30 protein-coding genes are annotated in these 25,337 nt (G+C 36.7%); 16 read left to right on the forward strand and 14 right to left on the reverse strand.

The window, feature by feature from the left end:
* Positions 1-12 precede the first annotated feature (12 nt).
* Genes AC1DS7_RS24940 through AC1DS7_RS24955 form a run of 4 tightly spaced genes read left to right on the forward strand, consistent with a single transcriptional unit; the run spans position 13 to position 2,778 of the window.
* The gene (locus AC1DS7_RS24940; protein WP_016101551.1) at positions 13-384 is read left to right on the forward strand and encodes a UPF0738 family protein; all 372 of its coding nucleotides are present in this window, start codon (positions 13-15) and stop codon (positions 382-384) included.
* A gap of 30 nt (positions 385-414) precedes the next feature.
* The gene (gene yjbM, locus AC1DS7_RS24945; protein WP_002125951.1) at positions 415-1,053 is read left to right on the forward strand and encodes a GTP diphosphokinase; all 639 of its coding nucleotides are present in this window, start codon (positions 415-417) and stop codon (positions 1,051-1,053) included.
* 18 nt (positions 1,054-1,071) lie between these two features.
* The gene (locus tag AC1DS7_RS24950; RefSeq protein ID WP_002011365.1) at positions 1,072-1,869 is read left to right on the forward strand and encodes an NAD kinase; all 798 of its coding nucleotides are present in this window, start codon (positions 1,072-1,074) and stop codon (positions 1,867-1,869) included.
* A 15-nt stretch (positions 1,870-1,884) separates the two neighbouring features.
* Complete coding sequence (locus AC1DS7_RS24955) at positions 1,885-2,778, forward strand: RluA family pseudouridine synthase (protein ID WP_476999277.1); 894 nt, start codon at positions 1,885-1,887, stop codon at positions 2,776-2,778.
* Between the two features lie 45 nt (positions 2,779-2,823).
* Here AC1DS7_RS24955 and AC1DS7_RS24960 read toward each other — a convergent pair whose 3' ends face one another.
* From AC1DS7_RS24960 to AC1DS7_RS24990, 7 genes are all read right to left on the reverse strand, one after another.
* Complete coding sequence (locus AC1DS7_RS24960) at positions 2,824-4,218, reverse strand: peptidase G2 autoproteolytic cleavage domain-containing protein (RefSeq protein WP_476999278.1); 1,395 nt, start codon at positions 4,216-4,218, stop codon at positions 2,824-2,826.
* A gap of 223 nt (positions 4,219-4,441) precedes the next feature.
* Positions 4,442-5,182, reverse strand: a complete 741-nt coding sequence (gene prpE / locus AC1DS7_RS24965; protein WP_002086958.1) for a bis(5'-nucleosyl)-tetraphosphatase PrpE — start codon at positions 5,180-5,182, stop codon at positions 4,442-4,444.
* A 79-nt stretch (positions 5,183-5,261) separates the two neighbouring features.
* Positions 5,262-6,422 carry an FtsW/RodA/SpoVE family cell cycle protein gene (locus AC1DS7_RS24970; protein WP_078175494.1) on the reverse strand — a complete coding sequence of 387 codons (1,161 nt, stop codon included), beginning with the start codon at positions 6,420-6,422 and terminating at the stop codon, positions 5,262-5,264.
* A 130-nt stretch (positions 6,423-6,552) separates the two neighbouring features.
* Positions 6,553-7,479: a glycosyltransferase family 2 protein gene (locus AC1DS7_RS24975; RefSeq protein WP_002030400.1), complete on the reverse strand. Its 927-nt coding sequence runs from the start codon at positions 7,477-7,479 to the stop codon at positions 6,553-6,555.
* A gap of 6 nt (positions 7,480-7,485) precedes the next feature.
* Complete coding sequence (locus AC1DS7_RS24980; RefSeq protein ID WP_002030399.1) at positions 7,486-8,244, reverse strand: class I SAM-dependent methyltransferase; 759 nt, start codon at positions 8,242-8,244, stop codon at positions 7,486-7,488.
* Positions 8,245-8,468: 224 nt separating this feature from the next.
* The gene (locus tag AC1DS7_RS24985; RefSeq protein ID WP_002140846.1) at positions 8,469-9,314 is read right to left on the reverse strand and encodes a TylF/MycF family methyltransferase; all 846 of its coding nucleotides are present in this window, start codon (positions 9,312-9,314) and stop codon (positions 8,469-8,471) included.
* 123 nt (positions 9,315-9,437) lie between these two features.
* Positions 9,438-10,316: a BclA C-terminal domain-containing protein gene (locus tag AC1DS7_RS24990; protein ID WP_476999279.1), complete on the reverse strand. Its 879-nt coding sequence runs from the start codon at positions 10,314-10,316 to the stop codon at positions 9,438-9,440.
* Between the two features lie 165 nt (positions 10,317-10,481).
* Between AC1DS7_RS24990 and AC1DS7_RS24995 the strand changes: the two genes are divergently transcribed.
* From AC1DS7_RS24995 to AC1DS7_RS25040, 10 genes are all read left to right on the forward strand, one after another.
* Complete coding sequence (locus AC1DS7_RS24995) at positions 10,482-11,579, forward strand: tetratricopeptide repeat-containing glycosyltransferase family 2 protein (protein WP_002140850.1); 1,098 nt, start codon at positions 10,482-10,484, stop codon at positions 11,577-11,579.
* Between the two features lie 155 nt (positions 11,580-11,734).
* Positions 11,735-12,424: a class I SAM-dependent methyltransferase gene (locus tag AC1DS7_RS25000; protein ID WP_002125965.1), complete on the forward strand. Its 690-nt coding sequence runs from the start codon at positions 11,735-11,737 to the stop codon at positions 12,422-12,424.
* Positions 12,421-13,107: a glycosyltransferase family protein gene (locus AC1DS7_RS25005; protein ID WP_002140852.1), complete on the forward strand. Its 687-nt coding sequence runs from the start codon at positions 12,421-12,423 to the stop codon at positions 13,105-13,107. Before AC1DS7_RS25000 ends, AC1DS7_RS25005 begins: the two co-directional genes overlap by 4 nt.
* Before the next feature lie 11 nt (positions 13,108-13,118).
* Positions 13,119-13,799, forward strand: coding sequence for a glycosyltransferase family protein (locus AC1DS7_RS25010; RefSeq protein WP_002030417.1), 681 nt, complete (start codon positions 13,119-13,121; stop codon positions 13,797-13,799).
* A 14-nt stretch (positions 13,800-13,813) separates the two neighbouring features.
* Positions 13,814-14,551: a sugar phosphate nucleotidyltransferase gene (locus AC1DS7_RS25015; RefSeq protein WP_476999280.1), complete on the forward strand. Its 738-nt coding sequence runs from the start codon at positions 13,814-13,816 to the stop codon at positions 14,549-14,551.
* A gap of 8 nt (positions 14,552-14,559) precedes the next feature.
* Positions 14,560-15,105 carry a dTDP-4-dehydrorhamnose 3,5-epimerase gene (gene rfbC / locus AC1DS7_RS25020; RefSeq protein WP_269480913.1) on the forward strand — a complete coding sequence of 182 codons (546 nt, stop codon included), beginning with the start codon at positions 14,560-14,562 and terminating at the stop codon, positions 15,103-15,105.
* A gap of 15 nt (positions 15,106-15,120) precedes the next feature.
* Positions 15,121-16,092, forward strand: coding sequence for a dTDP-glucose 4,6-dehydratase (gene rfbB / locus AC1DS7_RS25025; protein WP_201066422.1), 972 nt, complete (start codon positions 15,121-15,123; stop codon positions 16,090-16,092).
* A gap of 11 nt (positions 16,093-16,103) precedes the next feature.
* Complete coding sequence (rfbD, locus tag AC1DS7_RS25030; RefSeq protein WP_012260557.1) at positions 16,104-16,958, forward strand: dTDP-4-dehydrorhamnose reductase; 855 nt, start codon at positions 16,104-16,106, stop codon at positions 16,956-16,958.
* A 108-nt stretch (positions 16,959-17,066) separates the two neighbouring features.
* Positions 17,067-17,837, forward strand: coding sequence for an enoyl-ACP reductase FabI (gene fabI / locus AC1DS7_RS25035; RefSeq protein ID WP_002011384.1), 771 nt, complete (start codon positions 17,067-17,069; stop codon positions 17,835-17,837).
* Positions 17,838-17,984: 147 nt separating this feature from the next.
* Positions 17,985-18,503 (forward strand): CotO family spore coat protein, encoded by a 519-nt coding sequence (locus tag AC1DS7_RS25040; protein WP_195743474.1) that lies wholly within the window; start codon positions 17,985-17,987, stop codon positions 18,501-18,503.
* Between the two features lie 48 nt (positions 18,504-18,551).
* On the opposite strand, the gene AC1DS7_RS25045 is transcribed toward AC1DS7_RS25040, so the two are convergent.
* Entirely contained in the window at positions 18,552-19,016 is a 465-nt protein-coding gene (locus tag AC1DS7_RS25045; protein WP_080449920.1) for a CotY/CotZ family spore coat protein, read from the reverse strand.
* 124 nt (positions 19,017-19,140) lie between these two features.
* Between AC1DS7_RS25045 and AC1DS7_RS25050 the strand changes: the two genes are divergently transcribed.
* The gene (locus AC1DS7_RS25050; protein WP_000899658.1) at positions 19,141-19,500 is read left to right on the forward strand and encodes a DUF1360 domain-containing protein; all 360 of its coding nucleotides are present in this window, start codon (positions 19,141-19,143) and stop codon (positions 19,498-19,500) included.
* Positions 19,501-19,664: 164 nt separating this feature from the next.
* On the forward strand, positions 19,665-19,850 hold the full coding sequence (locus AC1DS7_RS25055) for a hypothetical protein (RefSeq protein WP_033708144.1): 186 nt from the start codon (positions 19,665-19,667) through the stop codon (positions 19,848-19,850).
* 76 nt (positions 19,851-19,926) lie between these two features.
* On the opposite strand, the gene exsF is transcribed toward AC1DS7_RS25055, so the two are convergent.
* The 6 genes from exsF to AC1DS7_RS25085 form a co-directional block, all read right to left on the reverse strand.
* Positions 19,927-20,430 (reverse strand): exosporium protein ExsF, encoded by a 504-nt coding sequence (gene exsF / locus AC1DS7_RS25060; RefSeq protein WP_002011391.1) that lies wholly within the window; start codon positions 20,428-20,430, stop codon positions 19,927-19,929.
* A 167-nt stretch (positions 20,431-20,597) separates the two neighbouring features.
* Positions 20,598-21,068 (reverse strand): spore coat protein CotY, encoded by a 471-nt coding sequence (gene cotY / locus AC1DS7_RS25065; protein ID WP_002011392.1) that lies wholly within the window; start codon positions 21,066-21,068, stop codon positions 20,598-20,600.
* Positions 21,069-21,211: 143 nt separating this feature from the next.
* Positions 21,212-23,278 (reverse strand): ATP-dependent helicase, encoded by a 2,067-nt coding sequence (locus tag AC1DS7_RS25070; protein ID WP_002140859.1) that lies wholly within the window; start codon positions 23,276-23,278, stop codon positions 21,212-21,214.
* 100 nt (positions 23,279-23,378) lie between these two features.
* On the reverse strand, positions 23,379-23,801 hold the full coding sequence (locus AC1DS7_RS25075) for a GNAT family N-acetyltransferase (protein ID WP_016101545.1): 423 nt from the start codon (positions 23,799-23,801) through the stop codon (positions 23,379-23,381).
* A gap of 1 nt (position 23,802) precedes the next feature.
* The gene (locus tag AC1DS7_RS25080) at positions 23,803-24,321 is read right to left on the reverse strand and encodes a YjcG family protein (RefSeq protein WP_002011397.1); all 519 of its coding nucleotides are present in this window, start codon (positions 24,319-24,321) and stop codon (positions 23,803-23,805) included.
* Between the two features lie 90 nt (positions 24,322-24,411).
* Positions 24,412-25,143, reverse strand: a complete 732-nt coding sequence (locus AC1DS7_RS25085; protein WP_476999281.1) for an alpha/beta hydrolase — start codon at positions 25,141-25,143, stop codon at positions 24,412-24,414.
* Positions 25,144-25,337: the final 194 nt, after the last annotated feature.

Genomic DNA, 25,337 nt, shown 5'->3' on the forward strand with positions numbered 1-25,337 from the left:
AGGAGTTCGAGTATGCAAAATAAAATTCAAGTTAAGAGCGTAGAAATGAGAGAGAATGCGCTTATTTTTTGTGCGGAAAATACTGAAATAGAGGTAAAGGAGTTAAGTGCGCGTAATCACGTACTTGTAGACTCAGACAATTTATCATTTTTATATATCTTAGAAAATGAATCATCTTTCATTTATGTAAGTATTCCGCATACATGCTGGGAAGCAGTGCATGAAGCGATGAATAAAGATACAGCGATGTTTATTCGCGTGAATGATGTTGAAATAGAATTAGAAGGATTAAAAGAAGAAGTAGAGTATTTAGTTGAAAATATTGAAGGTAATGCAAATTACGGAGAAGAACTAGTAACTGCTGTAGAAAAAGTGTTTCTATAAGCAAATGGATTGATTTTGGTGGTGGTTGAAATGAATCGTAATTGGGAAGAATTTTTAGCACCGTATCACCAAGCGGTGGCGGAGCTGAAAGTGAAACTAAAAGGAATGCGTACTCAATTTGCAATGTTAACGGAGCATTCTCCAATTGAGTTTGTAACAGGAAGGGTAAAGTCGGTTGCAAGTATTATTGATAAAGCGGAGAAGAGAAATGTACCGCTAGACCGAATTAGAGAAGATATGCAGGACATCGCGGGCCTTCGAATGATGTGTCAATTCGTAGATGAGATTAAGCCTGTTGTAGAATATCTTCGAAAACGAAATGATTTTGACATTGTAGAAGAACGTGATTATGTAACGCAAAAGAAAGATAGCGGCTATCGCTCTTACCACGTTGTCATTAGTTATCCTGTTCAAACGATACAGGGGGAGAAAAAAGTGTTAGTTGAAATTCAAATTCGCACGTTAGCAATGAATTTTTGGGCAACGATTGAGCATTCTTTAAATTACAAATATAGTGGACGTTTTCCTGAAGATATTAAAATACGCTTACAACGTGCAGCGGAAGCGGCGTTTTTATTAGATGAAGAAATGTCTTCCATTCGTCTTGAAATTCAAGAAGCGCAAAAGGTCTTTTCACGAAAGCAGGAAACGAAAGATTCTGAATCATAAACTAAAGGGTGTTGGGCGATGAAATTTACAATTATGTCAAAGGGAGATCAATCATCAGATACACTAGCAAGTACGATGAAAGAATACTTGTTAGATTTTGGGTTTACAATGGATGAAAAGGAACCTGATATTGTAATTTCTGTTGGGGGAGATGGAACGCTTTTATATGCATTCCATCGTTACTATAATCGATTAGATGAAACCGCATTTGTTGGTGTACATACAGGGCATTTAGGTTTCTATGCAGATTGGTTACCGACGGAAGTAGAGAAGTTGGTGATTGCAATCGCTAAAACACCGTTCCAAGTGGTTGAATATCCACTTTTAGAAGTGATTATTCGCTATGTGAATGGTAGTAAAGAGTCGCAGTATTTGGCGATGAATGAAGCGACTGTAAAAAGTGCAGAAGGTACATTAGTAACAGAAGTGGAAATACGCGGAGAGTATTTCGAAACGTTTCGCGGAGATGGTCTTTGTATTTCTACTCCTTCAGGAAGTACCGCGTATAATAAGGCGCTTGGCGGAGCAATTATTCACCCTTCTATTGAAGCGATTCAAATTGCAGAAATGGCATCTATCAACAATCGTGTATTTCGTACGGTAGGTTCGCCGCTCGTACTGCCGAAGCATCATACATGCGTTTTAAAGCCGGCTGCAGGAATGAACATGCAAATTACCGTGGATCATTTGACGATGGTTCATCAAGATGTGAAATCAATTCAGTATCGCGTTGCAAACGAGAAAGTACGATTTGTTCGTTTCCGTCCGTTCCCATTCTGGAAACGTGTTCGTGACTCGTTTGTTGCAGATAAATAGAGAGGGTTTATATATTTGAACAGATTTACATTGAAATGGGATATAGGGCTGGCTGAAGAGGGAACTTTAGTTAGAGAATTTTTGAAAACAAAAGGGATTTCGAAAGCTGCTTTAACGGATATAAAGTTCCGCGGGGGAGCAATTGAAGTAAACGGTCAACAGACAAGTGTTCGTCACAAGTTACAAGCTGGTGAAGAGTTACAAATCTTTTTTCCAGTGGAGGAAAGAAGTGAAGGGATGGAAGTGGAAGAGATCCCTTTATGTATCGTATATGAAGATGATGCGGTTCTCGTTATAAATAAAGAAGCAAATATGTCGACGATTCCGTCTAGGGAGCACCCGTCAGGAAGTATTGCAAACGCTCTTTTATATCATTATGATAAACAAAATCTTGCAAGTACGGTGCACATTGTGACGAGGTTAGATCGTGATACTTCAGGGCTTATGCTAATTGCGAAAAATAGATTCGTTCACCACCTTTTATCGAAGCAGCATCAACAAAAAGGGGTGAAACGAACGTATGAGGCAATCGTTCATGGGACTATTTTAGAAGAAGTAGGAACGATTGACGCGCCAATCGGACGAAAATCGGATAGTATTATCGAGCGAACTGTCTGTGAAGATGGTCAAAGAGCTGTTACTCATTTTAGAGTGATGGAGAGTTCTTCCGATAAGACGCATGTAGCGCTTGAGCTCGAGACGGGAAGAACACATCAAATTCGTGTACATATGGCATATATAGGACATCCGCTACTTGGGGATGATCTATACGGTGGCCGAAGAGATGTGATAAAACGTCAAGCGCTGCATAGTACATCTTTGACGTTTTATCATCCTATTTTAGAAAAGGGAATGACTTTTACCGTAAGTATCCCAGAGGATATGCAATACGCTTTACATAACAATTAAAAGGGAACAAAATTCTTATCATAAAAAGAATTTTGTTCCCTTTTTTTAGCGGAATAATATTAAAATTTGATTTTCACCAGTACGTTTTATAACGAAAAAGCCACTTTCAGCTTTCGTGGCAATGCCGTCATCATTCGGACGACAATATCCGTGTGTTTCGCAAGTGCCGTCATCACGTACTAACATTTGTCCAATTAATCCGACAGGAAGCCACTCAGTACGGTCTCTTCTTGATATATACTTACAAGCTGGATCCCATTCTGTATTTAAAAGAGGTCGTATTTCTTGCGTATCCGTACGCGTATATTGACGTTTTCCGAAGCTGTCTGTTTTATAGCGTTTTTGCCAACTTAAAGCACCGCTATTTCCTATGAGAGCGGGGGTAGCGCTAGATATTCCTAATATGAATGAATCATTTGAAGTAGCTTTTCGAATTTTTTCTTCGCTACTAAATGTAATGAAATAGCCGATATCAATAGGGCTATGATTTGCTGCCTCAAACATTTGTGCAAAATCAGTACCACCTGCATTGTAAGAAGCACCATCGATATACATTTCTCCGTTATGGGCAAGCCATTTGGCACCTATATTATAATCAGTGTCATTTGTCCCATTTGCGATAAACCAGGAATAAGCTTCTTCTGCTGTACCAAATTTACCCATAATATGGCTGCCTGCAAAATTAGCTGTTGATGTATGATTTCCTTCCGCATGAGATGAGAATCCGTTAGCGATAGTTGCGGTTCCTTCTGCATGTGCTGCTTCGCCCAAAGCAATTGCATGTTTTCCTTCTGCATGAGAATAAGAGCCGCCTGCTGTCGTTTCACTTCCTTCGCTATGCGAACTATGTCCAGTTGCCTTTGTTTTTGTCCCTTCTGCATGAGAAAAGGGACCCGTTGCATGTGTAAGAAGCCCTTCTGCATGTGAAGCGATTCCATCAGCTTTAGAGTGAAGTCCTTCTTTATATGCGTGACGAGCTCCTTTGTTATTTTCTTTTTTTATAGGTGTAGGTACAGGAGCCTGAATAGGGGCGGATCTTTCTATTTGTACATCGTTGCCCGAGATTAATGCTTCTTTTATTTTTTTTACTTGATTTATAATAGTAGCTGGAATTTCTGGTTGTACTTTTTCCTTTATTGCTGCAGGAATGTTTTCTTCTATATTTTCTTGTATCTTTTCCGAATTAAGCACAGGTTCATCATTATTAGAAGCGAGCTTCTTTTTTTGTTTTGCTTTTATTTTCCTGCTATCTATAATTCGCCTCATAACAGCATTTTCTAAAGAGACATATGTTTCTCTCGGTTTGCTTTTTTTTGATGACTCTTGTTCTTCTATTTCTTCTATAGCTGCAGCTCGAATACTGCACCAGTTGTTAATTCCATACATGGGATGGTATAAAGGGTGGAATTTTCTTTTTTGTTTAGAAGATTTTTTCTTCATTCCGTCACCTCCTGCGACAGTATATGCCGTGCAATTAAAAAAAGATGCACTTTATTGCATCTTTTTTTAATTGCTTTATCTAGTTTTAGTGTGGAATATGTCTAGAAAACACCATGATCCTCTGCAAATCGTGAATTGTATTAAGTAGAGGTATTTATCCCGATTGGTGCGGGCTAATAATTAGTGGCGGATGAACAAAACCCCCACTGATTAAAGTTTCACTTTATGAAATTGGGCGGAACTTTTCAGGGACAAAAGGTAGGGAAGAAGGGACAGAAACGGTCTCCAACTCAGGGTAACGTAGTCCAGTTAGTTTACCACCAAATACAGCACCAGTATCAATATTGACTGTATGATTCACAAAGCGAGGTTCATTGACAGGTGTATGTCCATAAACAATCCATGTTTCACCCTTATACTCTTTCGCCCAATCTTGGCGGACAGGTGAGCCGTCAGGGTGTTTTTCGCCTGTAATATCACCATATAATACAAAGGTTTGTACCTTTTTATCTTGTCTTCCTATGTAATCTTGCCGAATACCAGCGTGACAGACGGTTAAATTTTTTTCATCCAGTATGTGATATAGCGGTGATTGTTCGTAAAGAGTAATGAATTTTTCTTTTATTATTTGTTGCTTATTAGAAGGCAATGCTTCATATTCTGCAACAGTTGTTTCGAGCCCATGAGCGATTGTAACATTACGTCCAAGGAAGAAACGATACAGTTTATTACAGTGATTCCCTGGAGCATAATAAGCATCTTTTCTATTTATTACGAGCTCCCATACAATTTCAATCATCCGTAATGAATGAGGACCTCGGTCTGTAATATCACCAACGAATGCAAGCCTTCGTTTTGCGTTATGAATTGGGATACCACTATCCCAGCTATACCCTAGTTTCGTTGTTAAATCTTGAAACTCTTGGAAGCATCCGTGAATATCACCTATAATGTCATATTTCATATTTAAACCTCCAGCTCATTTTTTCATTAGTATATCTAAAATGGACATAGAAAAAAACCATACCGTTTTTCGATATGGTTCATTTAAACATAAAGATTTTAGTTCTTGAGCGTACGTTTAAAATAAATCCGATAGCAACCATATATGTGAGCAGTGAACTCCCGCCGTAGCTCATAAGCGGTAACGTTATTCCTGTAATAGGGAGTAAACCAATTGTCATCCCAATATTTTGGAATACTTGGAACGTAAACATTCCAATTGTACCAGCGCAAATATAACTACCGAAAGGTTCATTGCTTTCTAAAGCGATATGGATCATTCGGTAAATGAGTAAGAAAAAAAATGAAATAATAACACTTGCTCCTAAAAAACCGAATTGTTCAGCGATATTTGTAAAAATAAAATCTGTATGTGGCTCTGGAAAATATACTTGTCTATTTTCCCATCCTTTTCCTTGCATCTCTCCTGATCCAGTAGCTAAAAATGCTTGTCTTAATTGATATCCTTGTGCGTCATATTCATAAGGTGCAAGCCAACCATAGAAGCGATTTAATTGATATTCTTTTAGAATGTGCTCTTTAAAGAACTCTGTATGCGTGAAATAAATATATGTTAAGGTAGAGCCTATGGCGAAAATACCGGAGGTTAATCCGAGGATAAAGCGCCAACGTATACCAGAAACTAAAACCATTGTTGCAAGCATCGCTGAAATGACCATTGTGTTTCCTAAATCAGGTTCTTTTGCGATTAGAAGTAGTGGAGGTAAACTAGCTGCAAATATTTTTAAAAGTAAAATGAAATCTTCACGAGTTGTCCGAAAAAGGTATTTTTCATTATGATTCGCTATAATTCGTCCAACGACGATAATCAAAAATAATTTCATAATTTCAGAAGGCTGAAAGTTTCCGATGCCTGGAAGTCTGTACCACGCGGTAGCCCCTTTAATTGTAACGGCGCCAGGAACTCGAAGTTCTAGGCCAATTAGAAGTATGAGTGCAAAGCTATATAAATACCAAGCAATTTGTTTATAGCGATCGAAATCAATAACCATAATAACACCAATGGCGATAAATCCAATGGCATACCATTGGATTTGTTTTAATACAAAATTTACGTTTTGTAAAAATGGTGGTAAAGAAGCTTGTGCACTTGCGATAGCAAAGCAGCTAACAATCCCAATGGCAAATAAAATGAATATCAATATGTAGTCTATTTGATATTGAGTGTTCGGATCTTTCACTGTATGAATTCCTTTCTACTGCTCCCTATATTAGTGGGTTTTAGTTGGTGCATCACATAGTTTAAAAAGAATGTATGAACTATACGCATTATTCACGTAAAGCTCACACATTTTATTTTCGCAGAATAGACTAATGATGTAGCTCTTTTATAATTATGTCCAAACAATGGGAAAGACGTACATGTGCATCTGGAATGAGGTTTGGTAGCTGGCTATAATATTCTAAGGAACCTTTACACCATTTATAAGCGCTAATTAGACCTAGTCTATAATCTGTATTATCTTGTAAAAATCCGTATTCTTTTGAAGTTATAACGAGGTGCGTAAAATCCTCAGATCCTTCAAGGAGCTTGCTGTGTATTTGTTGCCCAGTATGGTAGCGAAATTGGCTTAAAGGTTCGGATATGTATACTGCGTCTCCTTTAGAAAGTAAGGAAATCCATGATGCCATATCGACACTACAAGAATAGTGCCTTCCTTTTAGCGTGCCGAAAGGTTCAGTGAGTAACTGTTTTCTAAACAGAATAGTTGTAGGTTCACCGATAATGTTATGTCCACCTTTTAACATCCAGTCGCCTAAAAATATTCCGTTTAATTGAATGTCTTCGCTATATAATCTTTGTGTTGGATGAGCATCTCCAATTAAATTCCCGTGATCATCAATACGTACTCGATAAGAAGTTATAAGAGCGAGATTTTTATTTGTGTCTTGCTCAAAATAAGCCATCATTTTTTGTATTTTATGATTATAAAACACATCATCGTCCATTAAAAAATTTATATACTCCCCATTAGATTTCTCTAAGAGCATAAGATCGTTATGAAATTGTCCTAAAGTAGTGGTATTTCGAATGTATGTTATGTTTTTATAATTAGGTAAATACTGTTCATTTATTAAGATTTCTGTTTCATCATTTGTACTATCGTCTCCTATAATAATTTCAATGTTTGGATAAGTTTGTGCTAATGCACTTTCTAGAGCAATTTTGAAATAATGTGGTCGATTATAAGTGGGAATAAGGATGGAAACGAGAGGTGACTTTTTTTTATTATTCATACGAAACTACCTTTCAGAAGCTTTTTTTGTAAGAACGATATCTTGATAACTTGTATACTCATTTCTGCCGCACCATAAACCATAATGCGGTTTATTAATTACCTCTAAGCCATGTTTATTTAATAAGGTGCGGATATCTTCTTCAGGATAGGCAACTGCGAAATTAGGAATATCTTTATTCACAACATAACAATTTTCAATTTGATGATAAAAACCTAATGTACTTAGCCCAGAATTTAAGTAATAGGATGATTCAGGGTTAATGAGAAAGAAGGTAATAAAACATCTCCCATCTTTTTTTAGAACACGTACAATCTCAGATACGTAATGTTCTAATTCTTTCGGAAGGAGATGGGTAAATACAGAAGTTAAAAAAATAAAATCGAATGAATCGTCTTCATATGGAAATTTGTATTGAGAAGCATCTTCTTTTCCTTCTGGGTTGTAGAATTGATTATATATATCAACGTGTTCAAAATGGAAATTACTACGGGCAGTTGAAATATTATTTTTGCACCATGTAATGCCATCTTTAAATAAATCAAATCCATAATAAGCTCCATCATCACCTAAGTAATTCATTAATGGAACCGCCATTCGACCGACACCACAACCTACATCTAACACTGTTTCATTGGATTTTAAACTGCCAATTTGAATAAAATGCTTTATGAATTCTTTTCCAACCTTTTGAAAGTCGCCACCTACATATTGGACGAGTTCGGGAGGTGGGATTAATGCGATTTTTTTTTCAAGCTCGCTCATAATTTCACTCCTTCCTTGTAGTAAATAGGGAACCAACATTTTTAATATGCAGCTAACATTTTATAGTGGGAGGGGAAACGATATTAGAACTGTTGCGATATGTAAAAAGCTCCCTAGAACAACTGGAAATAGTAATGGGAGCTTTTGTTTTTATTTATCATGCTATTGGCGAAGGCTAATAACTAGTGTGAGATGGAGAAACCCTAACTGAATAAAGTTTCGCCCTATTCTTTTCGCCAATAAACCCCGAATACATCAATTTTAGTAATAGGAGCTTTTAAGTTTCTTTGATTTCTAAAGTCTGTCACGGCCTCTGCACAAGCTGGTAGTCCATAGTCATCAATAATAATATAGCCGCCCTTAGAAACTTTATCGTATAAGTTCACGAGACCATCCATTGTGGATTCGTACATATCACCGTCAAGGCGTGCAATTGCAATTTTTTCTATTGGTGCTGTTGGTAAAGTATCTTTAAACCAGCCTTTTAAAAATTTTACTTGATCATTTAATAAATCATATTTTCTAAAATTCTCTTGTACTTGTTCTAAAGAAACGCGTAAGTAATCGAAAGAGTGTAAATAATCTCCGTAATCTTTCGGATAGTGTTCTAAATTCGGTGTTGGCAAACCTTCAAATGAATCTGCAACCCACACATTACGATTAGTAATGTTATTTGCCTGTAAAAAACCATTCATAAAAATGCACGATCCCCCGCGCCACACACCTGTTTCAATAAAATCACCTTCTATATTTTCACGGACAACTGTTTCTAGTGCTTCATGTAATTGATTCATTCGTTCCCGGCCGATCATACTGTGTGCTGCTCTTGGCCAATCCATCCCATCTTGACGTTCACTTTTTAAAACATCTGGTTTTACAATTTTCAAGTTATGGTTTTCAGCATATTGCTTAATGAATAAAGGAAGTGGTACGGTAACTGGTTCATATGGAAGTTCCTTAGAAATATGTAATGAAGCAGGTAAATATGGCTCATACTCTAGCCATATTTCAAATAAAATTGTTTTCTTTAACAACTCGAGATAAAGCTGAACAGCAAATTTATTTTCCATATTTGTGCCTCCTGCAAAATGTCATACAACAATATGATTATGTAGATAGTGAAAGTTTCATGCTTGAATTCATAATTGAAAAAGCAGTAAAACTGATATCAGTTTTACTGCTAAGTAAAAAAATTAAGCGATTTTTTCAATAATAATGGATGCACTTGTACCAAGAGCTAATGATAATCCAATTCCAGTAACAATTGCTTCAACCATTGATGGAGTTATTGTAATTTGTGTAATTGCTTGGATAACGATAGGTGCTCCAAGTGAGATTAAGCTTGTGCCTGCACCTGGTACATTAACTCCATTAACTTGAATTGCAAGGCTACCTAATAAACTTACTGCTGCAGTATATGCGATAACAGTAATTTTATAGAATCCAGTTTCACTTATGATGAAAGTATCAGCGTCTAATTGAGAAATTGCTGTACCAAACTGAGATCCAACCGTGTTAAACGGTACAGGATCATTAATTCCAAGAGCTAAAGAAATTGTAGCAGAGTTAAATGCATACAATCCTGCTGGAAGTCCTAATCCAGATGGCCCAGTCGGCCCAGTCGGCCCAGTCGGCCCAGTCGGTCCAGTCGGTCCAGTCGGCCCAGTCGCACCAGTTGCACCAGTGTCTCCAGTAGGCCCAGTAGGTCCAGTTGCGCCAGTGTCTCCAGTCGGCCCGGTAGGTCCAGTTGCGCCAGTGTCTCCAGTCGGCCCAGTCGGCCCAGTCGGCCCAGTCGGCCCAGTCGGCCCAGTAGGTCCAGTTGCACCAGTGTCTCCAGTCGGCCCAGTCGGCCCAGTCGGTCCAGTAGGCCCAGTCGGTCCAGTCGGTCCAGTAGGCCCAGTAGGTACGGTAGGTCCAGTAGGTCCAGTAGGCCCAGTAGGTCCAGTAGGCCCGGTTGGAAGTGTAAACGGTGGTATTGGTGGTAAAGTTGGACCTACAAGATTAGGATCAAATGCACTAGCTGATAAGAATTCATCAGGATTTAAGCCATCTGAATAATTATTATTTGACATAAATTCACCTCCATAAAGCTTTCATTATATAGTAGATGCAAAATCACAAGAAAATGACACGGACATTTGAATTATTAAAAAGAAATCTTAAATAGCTTGAACAAGTTAAAAAAATGGAAAGTTTATTGTATGTATAACATATGATTGAGTTGGAAGAGGGTGATTATGTTGAACAAGCAAGGAATTACAATTAGTCTATGTATGATTGTTCGCGATGAGGAAAATACAATAGATCGATGTTTGGACGCGGTAGAAAAAATTGTTGATGAAATTATTGTAGTTGATACAGGATCCACTGATCGAACGAAGGAAATTGTAGCAAAATACACTTCTAACATACACGATTTTCCGTGGATTGATGACTTTGCGGCAGCTAGAAATTTTGCGTTTTCAAAAGCAACGCAAGAATATATATTATGGTTAGATGCTGATGATGTGTTATTAGAGGAAGCTCAAGAATCACTGAAAACATTAAAACGAGAGTTAGATGGTAAAGTTGACGCTGTTTCTATGCCTTATTATCTTGTAATGGATTCTAATGGGAAACCTTTATATTGCACAAGAAGATATCGACTTGTAAAGCGTGAAAAACAATTTCAATGGTTTGGAAAGGTGCATGAGTATTTAGCTGTTTCTGGTGAGATTTACAATAGTAATGTCGCCATTACACATAAGAAAGAAAAAGAAATAACGAATCGTAATTTGAAAATTTTTCAAAATGCTGTAGCAGCTGGAGAAGAATTAAGCCCGAGAGATTTATTTTATTACGGTAATGAATCTATGGATAATCAAAAATACGACGATGCGGTTCTTCTGTATGAAACATTTCTTAATCAAGAGGAAGGATGGCATGAAGAGAAAATTTATGCATGTGGTAAGTTAGGAGATTGTTATGCGAAGTTAGGAGACTGGGAGAAGGCAGTTGAAACTTGTACGAAGTCGTTTCGTTATGGTATTCCTAGAGGAGAGAATTGTACAAGAATAGGATATATATATATGGAACAACAAAAGTATAATGAAGCGATATTTTGGTTTAAGCTAGCAACTGAAGTGCCGCTAGCAGAGGATAGTCCTTTTCACAGTCCGGCTAGTTATACGTGGATTCCATATTTACAAATGTGTATTTGTTATAGCAGATTAGGAGATCAAGATAAAGCTTATTATTATAATGAATTGGCAGCTTCTTATGTTCCGAATAATGCTGCGATTGAATATAACCGTAAATATTTTAGAGGCATCTATGATAAACAATATAAAATGTAATTTGGTCTATTTTTAGGAAATGACTTGTCGCTATTCTAATGATAGTAGAATGGCTATATATTAGATTATCGGTAATGCAACCAATAGAGATGGCATCCTTTGTAGAATATCTTTTGTTTATATTTCAAATTCAATTTGCATAAGGAGTGTGTGAAATGAATCGGGAGAAAAGTTCTTTATACGAAGAAAAATCTGAACATTATTATAATGCGATAAATCCTAATTTATTCAAGCATATAAAAAAGGAATGGCAAGAAGTTCTTGATATTGGTTGCTCGAGCGGTGCATTAGGAGCGGCTATAAAAGAAAATGGAGCACGTGTATCAGGAATTGAGGCGTTCCCAGAGGCTGCCGAAAAAGCGAAAGAAAAACTAGATCATGTTATTTTAGGTGATATAGAAACAATGGATCTTCCTTATGAGAAGGAACAATTTGATTGTGTCATATTCGGGGATGTATTAGAGCATTTATTTGATCCGTGGGCTGTCATAAAGAAAGTAAAGCCATATATAAAAGAAAATGGTGTGATTTTAGCTAGCATACCAAACGTTGCGCACATTTCAGTATTAGCTCCCTTACTCGCTGGAAATTGGACGTATACAGAATATGGCTTATTAGATAAAACGCATATTCGTTTCTTTACTTTTAATGAAATGCTAAGAATGTTTTTAAAAGCAGGATATTCTATTAGTAAAGTAGATCGTGTATATGTTGATCATAAAATATATGAGCCACTTATTGAAGAGTTATATGGAATTTGTAAAAAGTATCGTCTTGGAAGTGGCTTCATGGCTGAGACAGTTGTATTTCAATATATTATTGAAGCAGAAAAATCACAATTATGAGTGCTGCAGAAAAAACAATACTATTTGTTACATGTATAAATGATCGGAAATTGTATGCACAATGTGCGCGACATATATTGAAATTGGCAGTACCTCCTGGGTATACTATACAATTTATGCCGATTCGAAATGCAAAAAGTATGACGAGCGGATACAATCAAGCCATTTCACATCCAGCGAAGTATAAAGTGTATTTACACCAAGATGTCTTTATTATAAATGGAGCCTTTCTATACGGATTAATTCAATTATTTGAGGAGCATGAACATCTTGGAATGATTGGGATGGTTGGATCCCAATATGTTCCTCCAAATGGTGTATGGAACGAAGGGCGTGGGATTGTCGGGAAAGTCATTGGTTATATGAACGATTTGTTTTATATGGCAAGTTTAGAGCAACCATTTCATGAATCGAAAACGTTTATTCCTGTGGAATGTATTGACGGTTTATTGATGGCGACACAATATGATATTCCGTGGCGAGAGGACTTATTTGATGGGTTTGATTTTTATGATGTATCCCAATCTTTTGAATTTAAAAAAGCTGGGTATACAGTCGGTGTCCCTGTGCAGCGTGATGCTTGGTGTATTCATTATCATTTTGATGTAAATATGACGAACTATGAAAAGTATAGAAAAGTATTTGTAGAGAACTATATGTCAGATGTGAATAAGGAAGAATAGAGGGCTACAAAATGAAAGATCATACAATATTAGTCGTTGTTTGTGTAAATAATGAAGAGCTTTTCGAGCAATGCGAAAGGCAAATAAGAAACATTGTTGTTCCCCCTGGCTATGTAGTGCAAATTTTTCCGATACGAGATGCGAAAAGTATGGCAAGTGCGTACAATCGAGCACTTTCATATCCGGCGAAATATAAAGTATATATACATCAAGATACTTACCTTATTAATCGTGATATGTTTTGTACCCTCATTTCGCTTTTTAAAGAAAATGAAAAGCTTGGTTTAATTGGAGTAGCTGGTGCTCAGTTTTTACCGAGTAACGGGATATGGTGGGAAGGAAAAAATTTAGTAGGGAAAGTGATTGAGTACAGAAGACAGAATTATCAATTATTAAATTTAGATCAGGGGTTTTATGGAAATCAATCTTTTATGTCAGTGCAAGCAATCGATGGTTTACTCATGGCAACGCAGTATGATATTCCGTGGCGAGAGGATTTGTTTCAAGGATTCCATTTCTATGATGTGTCACAGTCTTTAGAATTTCAAAAGGCTGGATATTTAATTGGTATCCCTAATCAAGCAAATCTATGGTGTATTCATTACAACGGAGATGAGTTTGATGCGGATACATATGAGAAATACCGGGGAATTTTTGTGGAACATTATAAAGAGGTGCTATCTCCATCATAAGGGAGAGATGAAGGATGAAAGGGATTATTTTAGCAGGCGGGACAGGATCGAGATTATATCCAATAACGAAAGTAACGAATAAACATTTACTTCCCGTTGGGCGGTATCCGATGATTTATCATGCGGTATATAAGCTGAAGCGATGTGAAATTACAGATATTATGATTATTACCGGTAAAGAGCATATGGGAGATGTTGTGAGCTTTCTAGGAAGTGGTCAAGAGTTTGGTGTATCCTTTACGTATCGTGTGCAAGATAAGGCGGGTGGGATTGCGCAGGCGCTAGGACTTTGTGAAGATTTCGTAGGAAATGATCGGATGGTAGTTATATTAGGAGATAATATCTTTTCAGATGATATTTGCCCGTATGTTGAAGAGTTTACAAGTCAAAAAGAAGGGGCTAAAGTGCTGCTTCAATCTGTAGAAGATCCCGAGCGATTTGGTGTAGCGTATATTAAAGGCCGAAAAATAATTGAAATTGAAGAAAAGCCGAATGAGCCGAAAAGTTCTTATGCTGTTACGGGAATTTATTTGTATGATTCGAAAGTCTTTTCTTATATAAAAGAATTAAAACCTTCCGCAAGAGGGGAACTTGAAATTACAGATATAAATAATTGGTATTTAAAACGAGGAGTACTTACTTATAATGAAATGAGTGGCTGGTGGACTGATGCGGGAACGCATGCTTCTCTTCAAAGAGCGAATACGTTAGCGCGGGATATAAACTTTGGGAAACAGTTTAATGGAGAATAGGTGAAAATATGAAAGTTGTAGAAACAAATTTTACCGATGCGAAATTGTTAGAACCGAGATTGTTTGAAGACGAGCGAGGTTTTTTTACTGAAAGTTATAATAAGAAGATGCTAGAATCGTTAGGGATTACGCATTCATTTGTGCAAGATAACGTATCTTATTCAGCGCATTCGGGGACGATTCGAGGGCTACACTTTCAAAAAAATCCGAAAGCACAAACGAAACTCATTCAAGTTATGCAAGGTGCAATATATGATGTTATCGTTGATTTGCGAAAAGATTCACCTACATTTAAAAAGTGGAGAGGTTATATTTTAAGTGCGGATAATCATAGGCAATTATTAGTGCCGAAAGGATTTGCTCATGGTTTTTGTACACTTGTACCTCATACAATTGTTATGTATAAAGTAGATGAGTATTATAGTGCTGATCACGATTCCGGTTTGCTTTGGGAAGATAAAGAATTATCAATTCCATGGCCGGTAACAAATCCTATCTTGTCCGATAAGGATCGAATATTACCATTACTTCAGGAATATGAAGATAGTTTTTAAGTAGGAGAGTTGTTTATGAATATATTAGTTACAGGTGGAGCTGGATTTATTGGAAGTAATTTCATTCACTATATGTTAAAAAACTATGAAACATATAAAATCATTAATTACGATGCATTAACATATAGCGGAAATTTAAATAATGTAAAGTCTATTCAAGAAAATCCTAACTACTCATTTGTAAAAGGGAAAATCCAAAATGGAGAGCTGCTGGAACATGTTGTTAAGGAACGTGACGTGCAAGTAATTGTAAATTTCGCAGCTGAATCACATGTGGATCGTAGTATTGAAAACCCAATTCCTTTTTATGATACGAATGTAATAGGTACAGTCACGCTGTTGGAGTTAGTGAAAAAATATTCACATATTAAACTCGTGCAAGTATCAACAGATGAAGTATACGGTTCTTTAGGGAAAACAGGAAAGTTTACCGAGGAAACCCCGCTAGCTCCTAATAGTCCATATTCTTCAAGTAAAGCGAGTAGCGACATGATAGCCTTATCTTATTATGAAACGTATCAATTACCGGTTATTATAACGCGTTGTTCTAATAACTATGGACCGTACCAATATCCTGAGAAATTAATTCCGTTAATGGTTACGAATGCTCTTGAAGGAAAGAAACTACCATTATATGGTGATGGATTGAATGTAAGGGATTGGCTGCATGTAACGGATCATTGTAGTGCAATTGACACCGTTTTGCATAAGGGATGTGTAGGAGAGGTGTATAATATCGGCGGAAATAACGAAAAAACAAATATAGATGTTGTGGAACAAATTATAAAAATTTTAGGGAAAACGAAAAAAGATATTGAATTTGTAACAGACCGTTTAGGTCACGACCGTCGTTATGCGATTGATGCACAAAAAATGAAGAATGAGTTTGAATGGGAACCGAAGTATACGTTCGAACAAGGATTAAAAGAAACGGTGGAATGGTATAAAAACAATGTGGACTGGTGGAAACCACTAAAAGAAAAGTAAGGGGCATGTAGATGAAAGAACGGATTATCATAACGGGAGCGAACGGTCAGCTAGGGAAGCAACTACAAGAAGAGTTGAATTCTGAGGAATATGACATATATCCATTTGATAAAAAGTTATTAGATGTAACAAATATATCCCGAATTAAGCAAGTGGTACAAGAAATAAAGCCACATACAATTGTTCATTGTGCAGCGTATACGAAGGTAGATGGTGCTGAGAAAGAACAGGATCTTGCTTACTTAATAAATGCGATTGGAGCTCGAAATGTAGCGGTTGCTTCACAATTAGTAGGGGCTAAGTTAGTGTATGTCAGTACTGATTATGTATTTCCAGGTGACAAACCGGATGGCTATCATGAATTTCATAATCCAGCACCGATAAATATATATGGAGCTTCTAAATTTGCAGGAGAGCAGTTCGTAAAAGAGTTACATAATAAATATTTTATAGTTCGTACATCGTGGTTGTATGGTAAGTATGGAAATAATTTTGTGAAAACGATGCTACGATTAGGAAAAGAGAGAGAAAACATATCTGTTGTAGCTGATCAAGTTGGTTCTCCTACGTACGTGGCGGATTTAATTACTGTGATTAATAAGCTCATTCATACATCCTTATACGGTACGTATCACGTATCAAATCGCGGTTCATGTTCTTGGTTTGAATTTGCTCAAAAAATATTTTCGCATACAAAAATAAGAGTGAATGTGTTACCTGTGTCGACTGAGGAATTTGGATCGGCGGCAGTGAGACCGAAATATTCGATCTTTCAGCATAAAATGCTACAATTAAATGGTTTTTTACAAATGCCTACTTGGGAAGAAGGATTAGAAAGGTTTTTTATAGAAACAAAAAGTCATTAACAAATTTATGTTAGTGACTTTTTTGTTTGCCTTTAAGAGGTTTTATGGTACTATAATTATAGTATCAGGTACTAATAACAAGTATAAGTATTTCTGGGAGGATATATCATGGAACTATTACAAGGGAAAACATTTGTTGTTATGGGCGTTGCGAACCAAAGAAGTATTGCATGGGGAATTGCTCGCTCTTTGCATAATGCAGGTGCAAAATTAATATTCACATATGCAGGAGAGCGTTTAGAAAGAAATGTTCGTGAACTAGCGGAAACATTAGAAGGACAAGAATCACTTGTATTACCTTGTGATGTAACGAATGATGAAGAACTTACAGCTTGCTTTGAAACTATTAAGCAAGAAGTTGGTACAATTCACGGTGTTGCACACTGTATTGCTTTTGCAAATCGTGATGATTTAAAAGGCGAATTTGTAGATACTTCTCGCGATGGATTTTTACTTGCACAAAATATTAGTGCATTCTCTTTAACAGCTGTAGCAAGAGAAGCGAAGAAAGTGATGACAGAAGGCGGAAATATTTTAACTTTAACATACCTTGGCGGCGAGCGCGTTGTGAAAAACTATAACGTTATGGGTGTTGCGAAAGCTTCGTTAGAAGCTAGCGTGAAATATTTAGCGAACGATTTAGGACAACATGGCATTCGCGTTAACGCTATTTCTGCAGGACCAATTCGTACGTTATCTGCGAAAGGTGTAGGCGACTTTAACTCAATCTTAAAAGAAATTGAGGAACGCGCACCACTTCGTCGTGCGACGACTCCAGAAGAAGTTGGAGATACAGCAGTATTCTTATTCAGTGATTTAGCACGCGGAGTAACAGGTGAAAACATTCATGTTGATTCAGGATATCATATTTTAGGATAAATATAATAGGAATTAAAGTTTAAAAAGGACAGTCTCTAAACGTTGAGACTGTCCTTTTTAATTGTTCCCAGAAAGAACGATTTTTAACGAAAGTTCTAGCCACGTTATGAATATAACTATAATAGTACACGATTTATCCAGCTACGTATGGAAGTGGGAGGGACGAGTGTGAAGAATAAAAATAAAAGTTCAACAGTTGGAAAACCGTTGTTATATATTGCACAAGTAAATTTAGAACTCGCTGCACCGAAAATAAAAAGAATTATTTTAACGAATTTCGAAGATGAGGATCAAAAAGAGCAAAGTAATAGAAATGAAAGTATTGTAAGTAGTGCTGTGGAAGAAGTGGTAGAACAAGAGAAACAAGAACCACGAGAGGAGCCTCAAGTGGAGGTGGAAGAAAAAGTAGAGGAAGAGCAAGTGAGAACGGTCCCTTACAATAAATCCTTTAAGGATATGAATAATGAAGAAAAAATTCATTTTTTATTAAATCGTCCTCATTACATTCCAAAAGTAAGATGTAGAATAAGAACGACGACCGTCTCATATATAGGATCGATTATATCTTACCGTAATGGCATTGTATCCATTATGCCACCAAATAGTATGAGAGATATTCGATTATCTATAGAAGACATCAAAACGATTGATATGGCCGGCTTTTAAATATGTAAAGGTGGTAGAAAGCTTCTACCACCCCAATAGTTTTTTAGTTTACTTAACTATAGAAACGTCGCGTAAGCACTGAATAGCACAGAAGCAGCTTAAATCAACAGTAATGCAAGTAGATGTCGAGATTAATCTTGCATTTGGTATAGCTAAAAACGTACAAATTGGATTGTCGCCAGGTGGTACAGGAGACCCATCACCTAATACTACAGTTAACACACGTAGGACAGCACAGCTATCGTCATCTACGCTTTCTACACGGAAAATTGGAGATTGGCAGTTAGTAAGGTTTGAAGATGGTGCAAATGCTTCAAATGGCGTTCCCGCTTTTGTGTATAAAATAAAAGGGCGTGTATTTGCTACTGCTGCTGTATTGTGTGCTCCTAAAAATGGAATTTCACAACCAGAACCACATGTTGAACTAGAGCAATCTTGTAGTTCATTGATGAATTTTACGACGTCAACTACGCAGTGAGAAGAGCTATGGTGTTTATTTTCGTTACAACTCATTAATGTCACTCCTTATCTTCTTGTTTGTATTTACATTAATAAGATATTGGAGTGGGGGAGATTTGGTCACAATCTTAAGACCTTTTTTTTTAAATAGGCTAAAGAGGATAGGGAAGGTGGAATTATGTTATTTACAAGCTGGCTTTTATTTTTTATTTTTGCGCTAGCTGCATTTAGGTTAACTCGTCTTATTGTTTATGATAAAATTACAGCTTTTTTGCGAAGACCGTTTATTGATGAGTTAGAGATTACAGAGCCTGATGGAAGTGTATCGACTTTTACAAAGGTGAAAGGGAAAGGATTAAGAAAGTGGATTGGAGAATTATTAAGCTGCTATTGGTGTACAGGTGTGTGGGTTAGTGCTTTTTTATTAGTTTTATATAAATGGATTCCTATTGTTGCAGAGCCTGTACTAGCATTATTAGCCATTGCAGGTGCAGCAGCGATCATTGAAACAATTACAGGATATTTTATGGGAGAATAATAAAGTGAAAATTTAATCAGTGTGGGGCATCCCCCGCTAATTATCAGCCCGCACCAATCGGGATAAATCTTCATGATGTTAGAAAAAGCGGAGTTTAAGAGGATGCGGGAACGGAAATAAAGAGTTGTTCATATAGTAAATAGACAGAATTGACAGTAGAGGAGATGTTTGCTGTGAGCAATAATCCAAGGCAAAATTCATATGATCTACAGCAGTGGTATAACATACAGCAACAGCAACAAGCACACCAACAGGCATATCAAGAACAGTTACAGCAACAAGGATTTGTGAAAAAAAAGGGATGCAACTGTGGGAAAAAGAAGAATACAATAAAACAATATGAAGAATGAAACACTCATGTTACGGTGAGTGTTTTTTATTGTAAAAATAAAAAGCGGTATTTCAATTAAGAAATACCGCTTTTTACTAGCTAATTTGTGCAACTGTTAATGCTGCAGCACGGATGTCTACAGTTCCAAGCAGTTCAACTGGTACAATTTGAATTAAGTCACCAGGGTTTAAGTTAATAAGAATAACACCACTGGATACGTCTACTTCACCAGTACCAATAACGTTAGAGCGAACCGCTGTACCTGATCCAGGAATAATGTTAGCTGGTGTACCTAATGATAAGAAGAAACGACCAGCTTCTGGTGCAGTAGGAACGTTATCAAGACTGATCGTTAATGTATAACTGATTTGATAAATACCAGCTACTTGAATTCGAATACCGTCTCCGACACTTACTGTATTATTTATTACAGGAACAGTAATATTTGGGTTTGGACTTACGCTAGGTAATAGTAGTGGTGTGAATAGTGAAGCGAACTGAGGTGCAGAAGCGTTGAAAGCAAAACCGAAGGCAGGTAGTGTACTAGCTGGTTTCGCCTCACAATCAATGTTATTAAATTCGCAATCAGAAGAGAACATGTTTTTCACTCCTTTATCTGTTTCTACTTTTAGTTAATGAAAAGGACAGGTTCTATGTTCTAGACAAGTTCCCAATTTTATAAAAAATACATAATAATACCTTTTAAGCATGGATTGGGTGGCAGAATCATCTGCCACCCAATCCATGCTTAAATTAGTATTCAGTTTTATATAGAAACATCGCGTAAGCATTGAATAGCGCAGAAGCAACTTAAATCAACAGTAATACAAGAGGAGGTTGATACTAATCTTGCATTTGGTACAGCTAAAAATGTACAGATTGGATCATCACCAGGTGGTACAGAGGTACCATCACCTAAAACTACAGTTAATACACGCAATACAGCACAGTCATCATCATCTATACTCTCTACACGGAAAATTGGAGATTGGCAGCTAGTAAGGCTTGCAGATGGTGCAAATGCTTCAAAAGGTGTTCCAGCTTTTGTGTATAAAATAAAAGGACGTGTATTCGCTACTGATGCAGTGTTATGTGCTCCTAAAAATGGAACTTCGCAACCAGATCCACATGTTGTGGTTGCACATTCTTGTAGTTCATGTATAAAACGAACGACATTAGATACACAGTTGAAATCACAATCATGGTGTTGATGATCTTCATTACAATTGCAGCTCATTATGTTCACTCCTTATCGTGAGTTCTGACATACACTATTACAATATGAACGGGATATGGTTGATATTACGTTAATTCTCAGGATAGAAACAGGGAATTTATATAGAGGGGATGTACATATCGTGATATGGAAAAAGACACCCATTATTTAATGGATGTCTTTTCAGGTAAATCTTTTTGCGCAGTATATAGAAAACGAGATATATCTAGTTTCTTTCCTCTGAAAAATTGCGGGGAGGAAATGTAAAGTTCTTCTTTTGCGCGTGTAATGGCGACATAGAGTAATCGTCGTTCTTCTTCTAATGCTTCAGAAGTCTCCGTCACACGGTCATTTGCATCTTTTAAAGAAGAAGTATGCGGCAATATACCATCGCTTGCTCCGAGTAAAAAGACGCATGGAAACTCAAGGCCTTTCGCGTTATGAATTGACATAAGCGATACAGCATCTTTTTGCGGCATTGTTTTTAATGCTTCCATTTCTTTTTGACCTTGAATGGCCTCGTTAATAAATTGTAAGTAAGCTGGAATATCCGTAAAGCGAGTTGCTGATTCCATTAATTCTTCTAACATTTCTTCTTGTATGTCCTTATGCATCGTAAAGGAAGAACGATCATTACTTTGTAAGTACTCTAAATACTTTCCTTTACCATGAATAATTTCTTTCAATGCTTTTTTCGGTTCAAGTTCTTTTATAAACTTAATAAAATCGATTCGCTCATTTACTTTTTTAACTTGAAAAGGTTTCAAGCTTGGGTTTAGTAATAGAAAATGAAGAAGAGAAGGGAAACGGCCCTCACCATATTTCCATTGTTCACGTTCAATAAATGAAATGCACTCATCACGGCCAATATACATTGTTGGTAATATATTTGAAAGTGATTCGAGGCGGAACGGTTCAAGCACGAGTCGTAAGTGATCTAATACGGGCCTAATTAAAGAATGTTCGTAGAACGATTGGCTCGCTCCATGTTTAATAAATGGAATCTTATGAATTGTAAGCTGATCAAGTAAAGAACGGCTTACAGAATGTGTACGATATAATAAACAAAAATCTTTATAATTTCGTTCACCACTATCTACTTTTTCCTGAATGAGTTGCAAAATTTGATTTGCTTCATCAAGAGTTGTCACAGGTCGTGCATAAAACGGCTGTATGCCATCGTTACGAACAGAATATAGCTCTTTATCAAAACGTTCTTGATTGAGCTTAATAACTTCATTTCCAAGTCCTACGATAAATGGATTAGATCGATAATTCGTATTAAGTGCGATAATCGTAGTATTATCAAATTCCTTTGGAAAAGATAAAATAATTTGGTGACTTGCCCCTCGCCAGCCGTAAATCGCTTGATCGTCATCACCTGCGATAAATAAATTATTTCTCGGCGTGGCTAACAATTTTACAATTTCATATTGTGCATACGACGTATCTTGAAACTCATCTACTTCAATGTAATGAAAACGCTCTTGTAATTGAGTAAGCAGGGGAGCGTTATTTTCTAACATATAATACATTTCTAATAAGATGTCGTCAAAATCGATATAATTGTGTCGTTGTTTTACCTCTTCGAAACGTTCGTATACTTCTTTGAACTCTTGTTCAACCGGTGTTTTCGCTTTTACATCTTTCGGACGATTCAAGTTGTTTTTCTCAAGTGAAATCATAGCGAGTATCGTTTCGGCATCATAATCGTCTTTTAAGCGCAATTCTTTCAAAATTTTCTTTATCATAATTTGTTTATGTTTTTCATTTGCTAAAATTTGCTGATTATATCCTTGACTACGAAGCAATTTTAAAAAGACAGAGTGGAATGTACCAGCAACGACATAGCTACTTGCGGCATGATTCATACCAGGTAAATTCGCTACACGGCTTCGAATTTCTTCAGCTGCTTTTTGTGTAAACGTCAGCAGTAAAATATTTCGCGGATGGACATGTTTTACATTAACTAAATAACCAACGCGAGTTGTTAAAACAGATGTTTTACCACTTCCAGCACCAGCTAGTGTAAGGACAGGTCCTTCTGTCGTTTGCACTGCTTCTAACTGTTTTTCATTTAAATAAACACCTTGCTGTTCTAAAGCGCGGAAATACGCCGCATCTGCATCTTCTTCCATAATTAAATGGGTAGATGTTTTCGGAATATGATACGCCGCTTGCGGAATGCCAGCGTGTGTTAACGGTTTTTGTGAAAATTTTTCTTGTGTCATATATTCACCTTCAAAACTATAGCATCAACATTTAACTTTAGCGGAAGAAAAAGAAAATAGCAATGTAAAAAACAGGAGGGGGCTACCTCCTGCTACAAAATTATAATTCTTTTATCATTACGACGTGTGGGATATTTGCTTCCATAAACACATCAGAAGCCGTCACGTATCCTAGCTTTTTATAGAAAAATTCAGCATGTGTTTGAGCATGGAGTTTCAATTTCGGTAGAGACTCTTCCTTCGCATACGCTTCAAGTGCATCCATAATGATTTTACCAATGCCTTTTTTACGATGTGAAGCTAGTACGCAAATGCGCTCCATTTTTCCTATTCCATCAACGATGCGGAAGCGACCAGCACCAACTGGAACATCATTATCATATATAACAACGTGTGTTGAAATCTCTTCAAACTCATCATACTCTTCTTCTGCAGAAACCTGTTGCTCATTTACAAATACTTGCTTACGTACAGAGAATGCATCTCTTAGTTGTTCGTCCGTTTGTACGATTTGTGCGTGCAAATTAGTTGTTCTCCTTTCCAAGGTGGAATGTTTCATGTACAGTCCACGTTCCATTTTCTAATTGGTATAGAAGGTGGAAACGATCGATTGGTTGCTCATAATAGAAATCTTTCATACGTAATCGACCTAATACATCAGCGTGCTCTGCGTCTGATAAGTCTTGACCGATTGTTAAATGAGGTACGAAAGAGTACTCGCGCTCTTGTGTAAAGAAACCATTATGCATTTCTTCATTTAAGAAAGTAAGTTCAGGTGTTTTTTCTACTTTAAAATAAAGAACATTATTAACAGGTGCGAATGAACCGACTTTCCCAACATGAAGGGTGAAAGGGTTCGTTTTATTTGCGATTGTATGTAACTCATTCACAATCGATTCTAATTGTTCATCTTGCGTCTCAAAGGGTGTTTTCAATGTAATATGTGGCGGAACTAATGCGTAATGCGGATCATAACGTTTACGTAATCCGTTCGCTTTATCTTGAATCATTTTTGATGGGAAAATTACAATTCCTAATTTCATGTTACAATTCCTCCCTTTGCAAGTCTAGTTAGATTTTGAGAATAAATCTCTTTATCTATTATATCAAATTATTCTGAATACCGCTCTCTATTATTTCATTGATAGAATATGAGAAAATGCTTTTGGTAAATCTGCTTGCCAATATTTCCATGTGTGATTCCCTTTAAACTCTTCATAATGCGTGATGAAATTTCTATCTGTAAGTAGTTTATTTAACTCGCGATTTGGTTCTACGAAATCAGATACTTGTCCGTCTGTACGCTTGACAGCTGTTTCTTCGGTCCCAATTACGTGATAAAGATCTAGCACCCCCGGATTTTTGAAATCTTTTGCTAAGTTCATGACTGTTTCATCAACAAATGGTGATTGCATAACGACCTTACCAAATGTATGCGGATACATAAGTGCGGTCATGAAGGAAACTGTACCGCCGAGAGAATCTCCAATTAAAACGCGTCCTTTACCCATTTGATACGTTGGATAATTTGCATCAATATATGGAGCAAGCTCGTGAGCAAGGAAGCGAATGTAAGCAGCATTCTTTACATCATTTGGGAAATATTTTTCCTTACGATCGTGTACATTTTTATATGGAATACCGACAATAATTGTGCGGTCGATTTCTTCAGTTTCACGAAGACGCTCAATTACACGGTGCGCTTTACCAAGCTGAAAATAATCTCTACCATCTTGTGCAATAACAACCGTATGCTTATGGAGAGGTGTGTAATTTACTGGTAAATAAACAAGAAGTGTAAGCTCCTCTTGAAGTGATGTACTAAAAAATGAAATTTCTTCAATTCTCCCTATTGTTTGATTCATGTATATCCCCCTAAATAAAAATTTACTGTAATGATTGTAAGAGCAACGCTTGTAGTGAAAAGGAAAGAAATAATCACTAATAGGTGCCTTAATTTCTATTTTACCATAATGGTACGAAGAATCTAAAAAATTAGTATTTAAGTTGTGAAAGAAAACGGATATAATGAAGTGGGATTTTTTACAGGTGAGAGGGG

It is taken from the genome of Bacillus sp. P4_E1, assembly GCF_056401715.1.

What these genes read in the sequence shown, in the direction of transcription:
- AC1DS7_RS24940 (WP_016101551.1), top strand. Translation starts at nt 13, where the DNA reads ATGCAAAATAAAATTCAAGTTAAGAGCGTAGAAATGAGAGAGAATGCG.
- yjbM (WP_002125951.1), top strand. Translation starts at nt 415, where the DNA reads ATGAATCGTAATTGGGAAGAATTTTTAGCACCGTATCACCAAGCGGTG.
- AC1DS7_RS24950 (WP_002011365.1), top strand. Translation starts at nt 1,072, where the DNA reads ATGAAATTTACAATTATGTCAAAGGGAGATCAATCATCAGATACACTA.
- AC1DS7_RS24960 (WP_476999278.1), bottom strand. Translation starts at nt 4,218, where the DNA reads ATGAAGAAAAAATCTTCTAAACAAAAAAGAAAATTCCACCCTTTATAC.
- prpE (WP_002086958.1), bottom strand. Translation starts at nt 5,182, where the DNA reads ATGAAATATGACATTATAGGTGATATTCACGGATGCTTCCAAGAGTTT.
- AC1DS7_RS24975 (WP_002030400.1), bottom strand. Translation starts at nt 7,479, where the DNA reads ATGAATAATAAAAAAAAGTCACCTCTCGTTTCCATCCTTATTCCCACT.
- AC1DS7_RS24980 (WP_002030399.1), bottom strand. Translation starts at nt 8,244, where the DNA reads ATGAGCGAGCTTGAAAAAAAAATCGCATTAATCCCACCTCCCGAACTC.
- AC1DS7_RS24985 (WP_002140846.1), bottom strand. Translation starts at nt 9,314, where the DNA reads ATGGAAAATAAATTTGCTGTTCAGCTTTATCTCGAGTTGTTAAAGAAA.
- AC1DS7_RS24990 (WP_476999279.1), bottom strand. Translation starts at nt 10,316, where the DNA reads ATGTCAAATAATAATTATTCAGATGGCTTAAATCCTGATGAATTCTTA.
- AC1DS7_RS24995 (WP_002140850.1), top strand. Translation starts at nt 10,482, where the DNA reads ATGTTGAACAAGCAAGGAATTACAATTAGTCTATGTATGATTGTTCGC.
- AC1DS7_RS25000 (WP_002125965.1), top strand. Translation starts at nt 11,735, where the DNA reads ATGAATCGGGAGAAAAGTTCTTTATACGAAGAAAAATCTGAACATTAT.
- AC1DS7_RS25005 (WP_002140852.1), top strand. Translation starts at nt 12,421, where the DNA reads ATGAGTGCTGCAGAAAAAACAATACTATTTGTTACATGTATAAATGAT.
- AC1DS7_RS25010 (WP_002030417.1), top strand. Translation starts at nt 13,119, where the DNA reads ATGAAAGATCATACAATATTAGTCGTTGTTTGTGTAAATAATGAAGAG.
- AC1DS7_RS25015 (WP_476999280.1), top strand. Translation starts at nt 13,814, where the DNA reads ATGAAAGGGATTATTTTAGCAGGCGGGACAGGATCGAGATTATATCCA.
- rfbC (WP_269480913.1), top strand. Translation starts at nt 14,560, where the DNA reads ATGAAAGTTGTAGAAACAAATTTTACCGATGCGAAATTGTTAGAACCG.
- rfbB (WP_201066422.1), top strand. Translation starts at nt 15,121, where the DNA reads ATGAATATATTAGTTACAGGTGGAGCTGGATTTATTGGAAGTAATTTC.
- rfbD (WP_012260557.1), top strand. Translation starts at nt 16,104, where the DNA reads ATGAAAGAACGGATTATCATAACGGGAGCGAACGGTCAGCTAGGGAAG.
- fabI (WP_002011384.1), top strand. Translation starts at nt 17,067, where the DNA reads ATGGAACTATTACAAGGGAAAACATTTGTTGTTATGGGCGTTGCGAAC.
- AC1DS7_RS25040 (WP_195743474.1), top strand. Translation starts at nt 17,985, where the DNA reads ATGGAAGTGGGAGGGACGAGTGTGAAGAATAAAAATAAAAGTTCAACA.
- AC1DS7_RS25045 (WP_080449920.1), bottom strand. Translation starts at nt 19,016, where the DNA reads ATGAGTTGTAACGAAAATAAACACCATAGCTCTTCTCACTGCGTAGTT.
- AC1DS7_RS25050 (WP_000899658.1), top strand. Translation starts at nt 19,141, where the DNA reads ATGTTATTTACAAGCTGGCTTTTATTTTTTATTTTTGCGCTAGCTGCA.
- AC1DS7_RS25055 (WP_033708144.1), top strand. Translation starts at nt 19,665, where the DNA reads ATGTTTGCTGTGAGCAATAATCCAAGGCAAAATTCATATGATCTACAG.
- exsF (WP_002011391.1), bottom strand. Translation starts at nt 20,430, where the DNA reads ATGTTCTCTTCTGATTGCGAATTTAATAACATTGATTGTGAGGCGAAA.
- cotY (WP_002011392.1), bottom strand. Translation starts at nt 21,068, where the DNA reads ATGAGCTGCAATTGTAATGAAGATCATCAACACCATGATTGTGATTTC.
- AC1DS7_RS25070 (WP_002140859.1), bottom strand. Translation starts at nt 23,278, where the DNA reads ATGACACAAGAAAAATTTTCACAAAAACCGTTAACACACGCTGGCATT.
- AC1DS7_RS25080 (WP_002011397.1), bottom strand. Translation starts at nt 24,321, where the DNA reads ATGAAATTAGGAATTGTAATTTTCCCATCAAAAATGATTCAAGATAAA.
- AC1DS7_RS25085 (WP_476999281.1), bottom strand. Translation starts at nt 25,143, where the DNA reads ATGAATCAAACAATAGGGAGAATTGAAGAAATTTCATTTTTTAGTACA.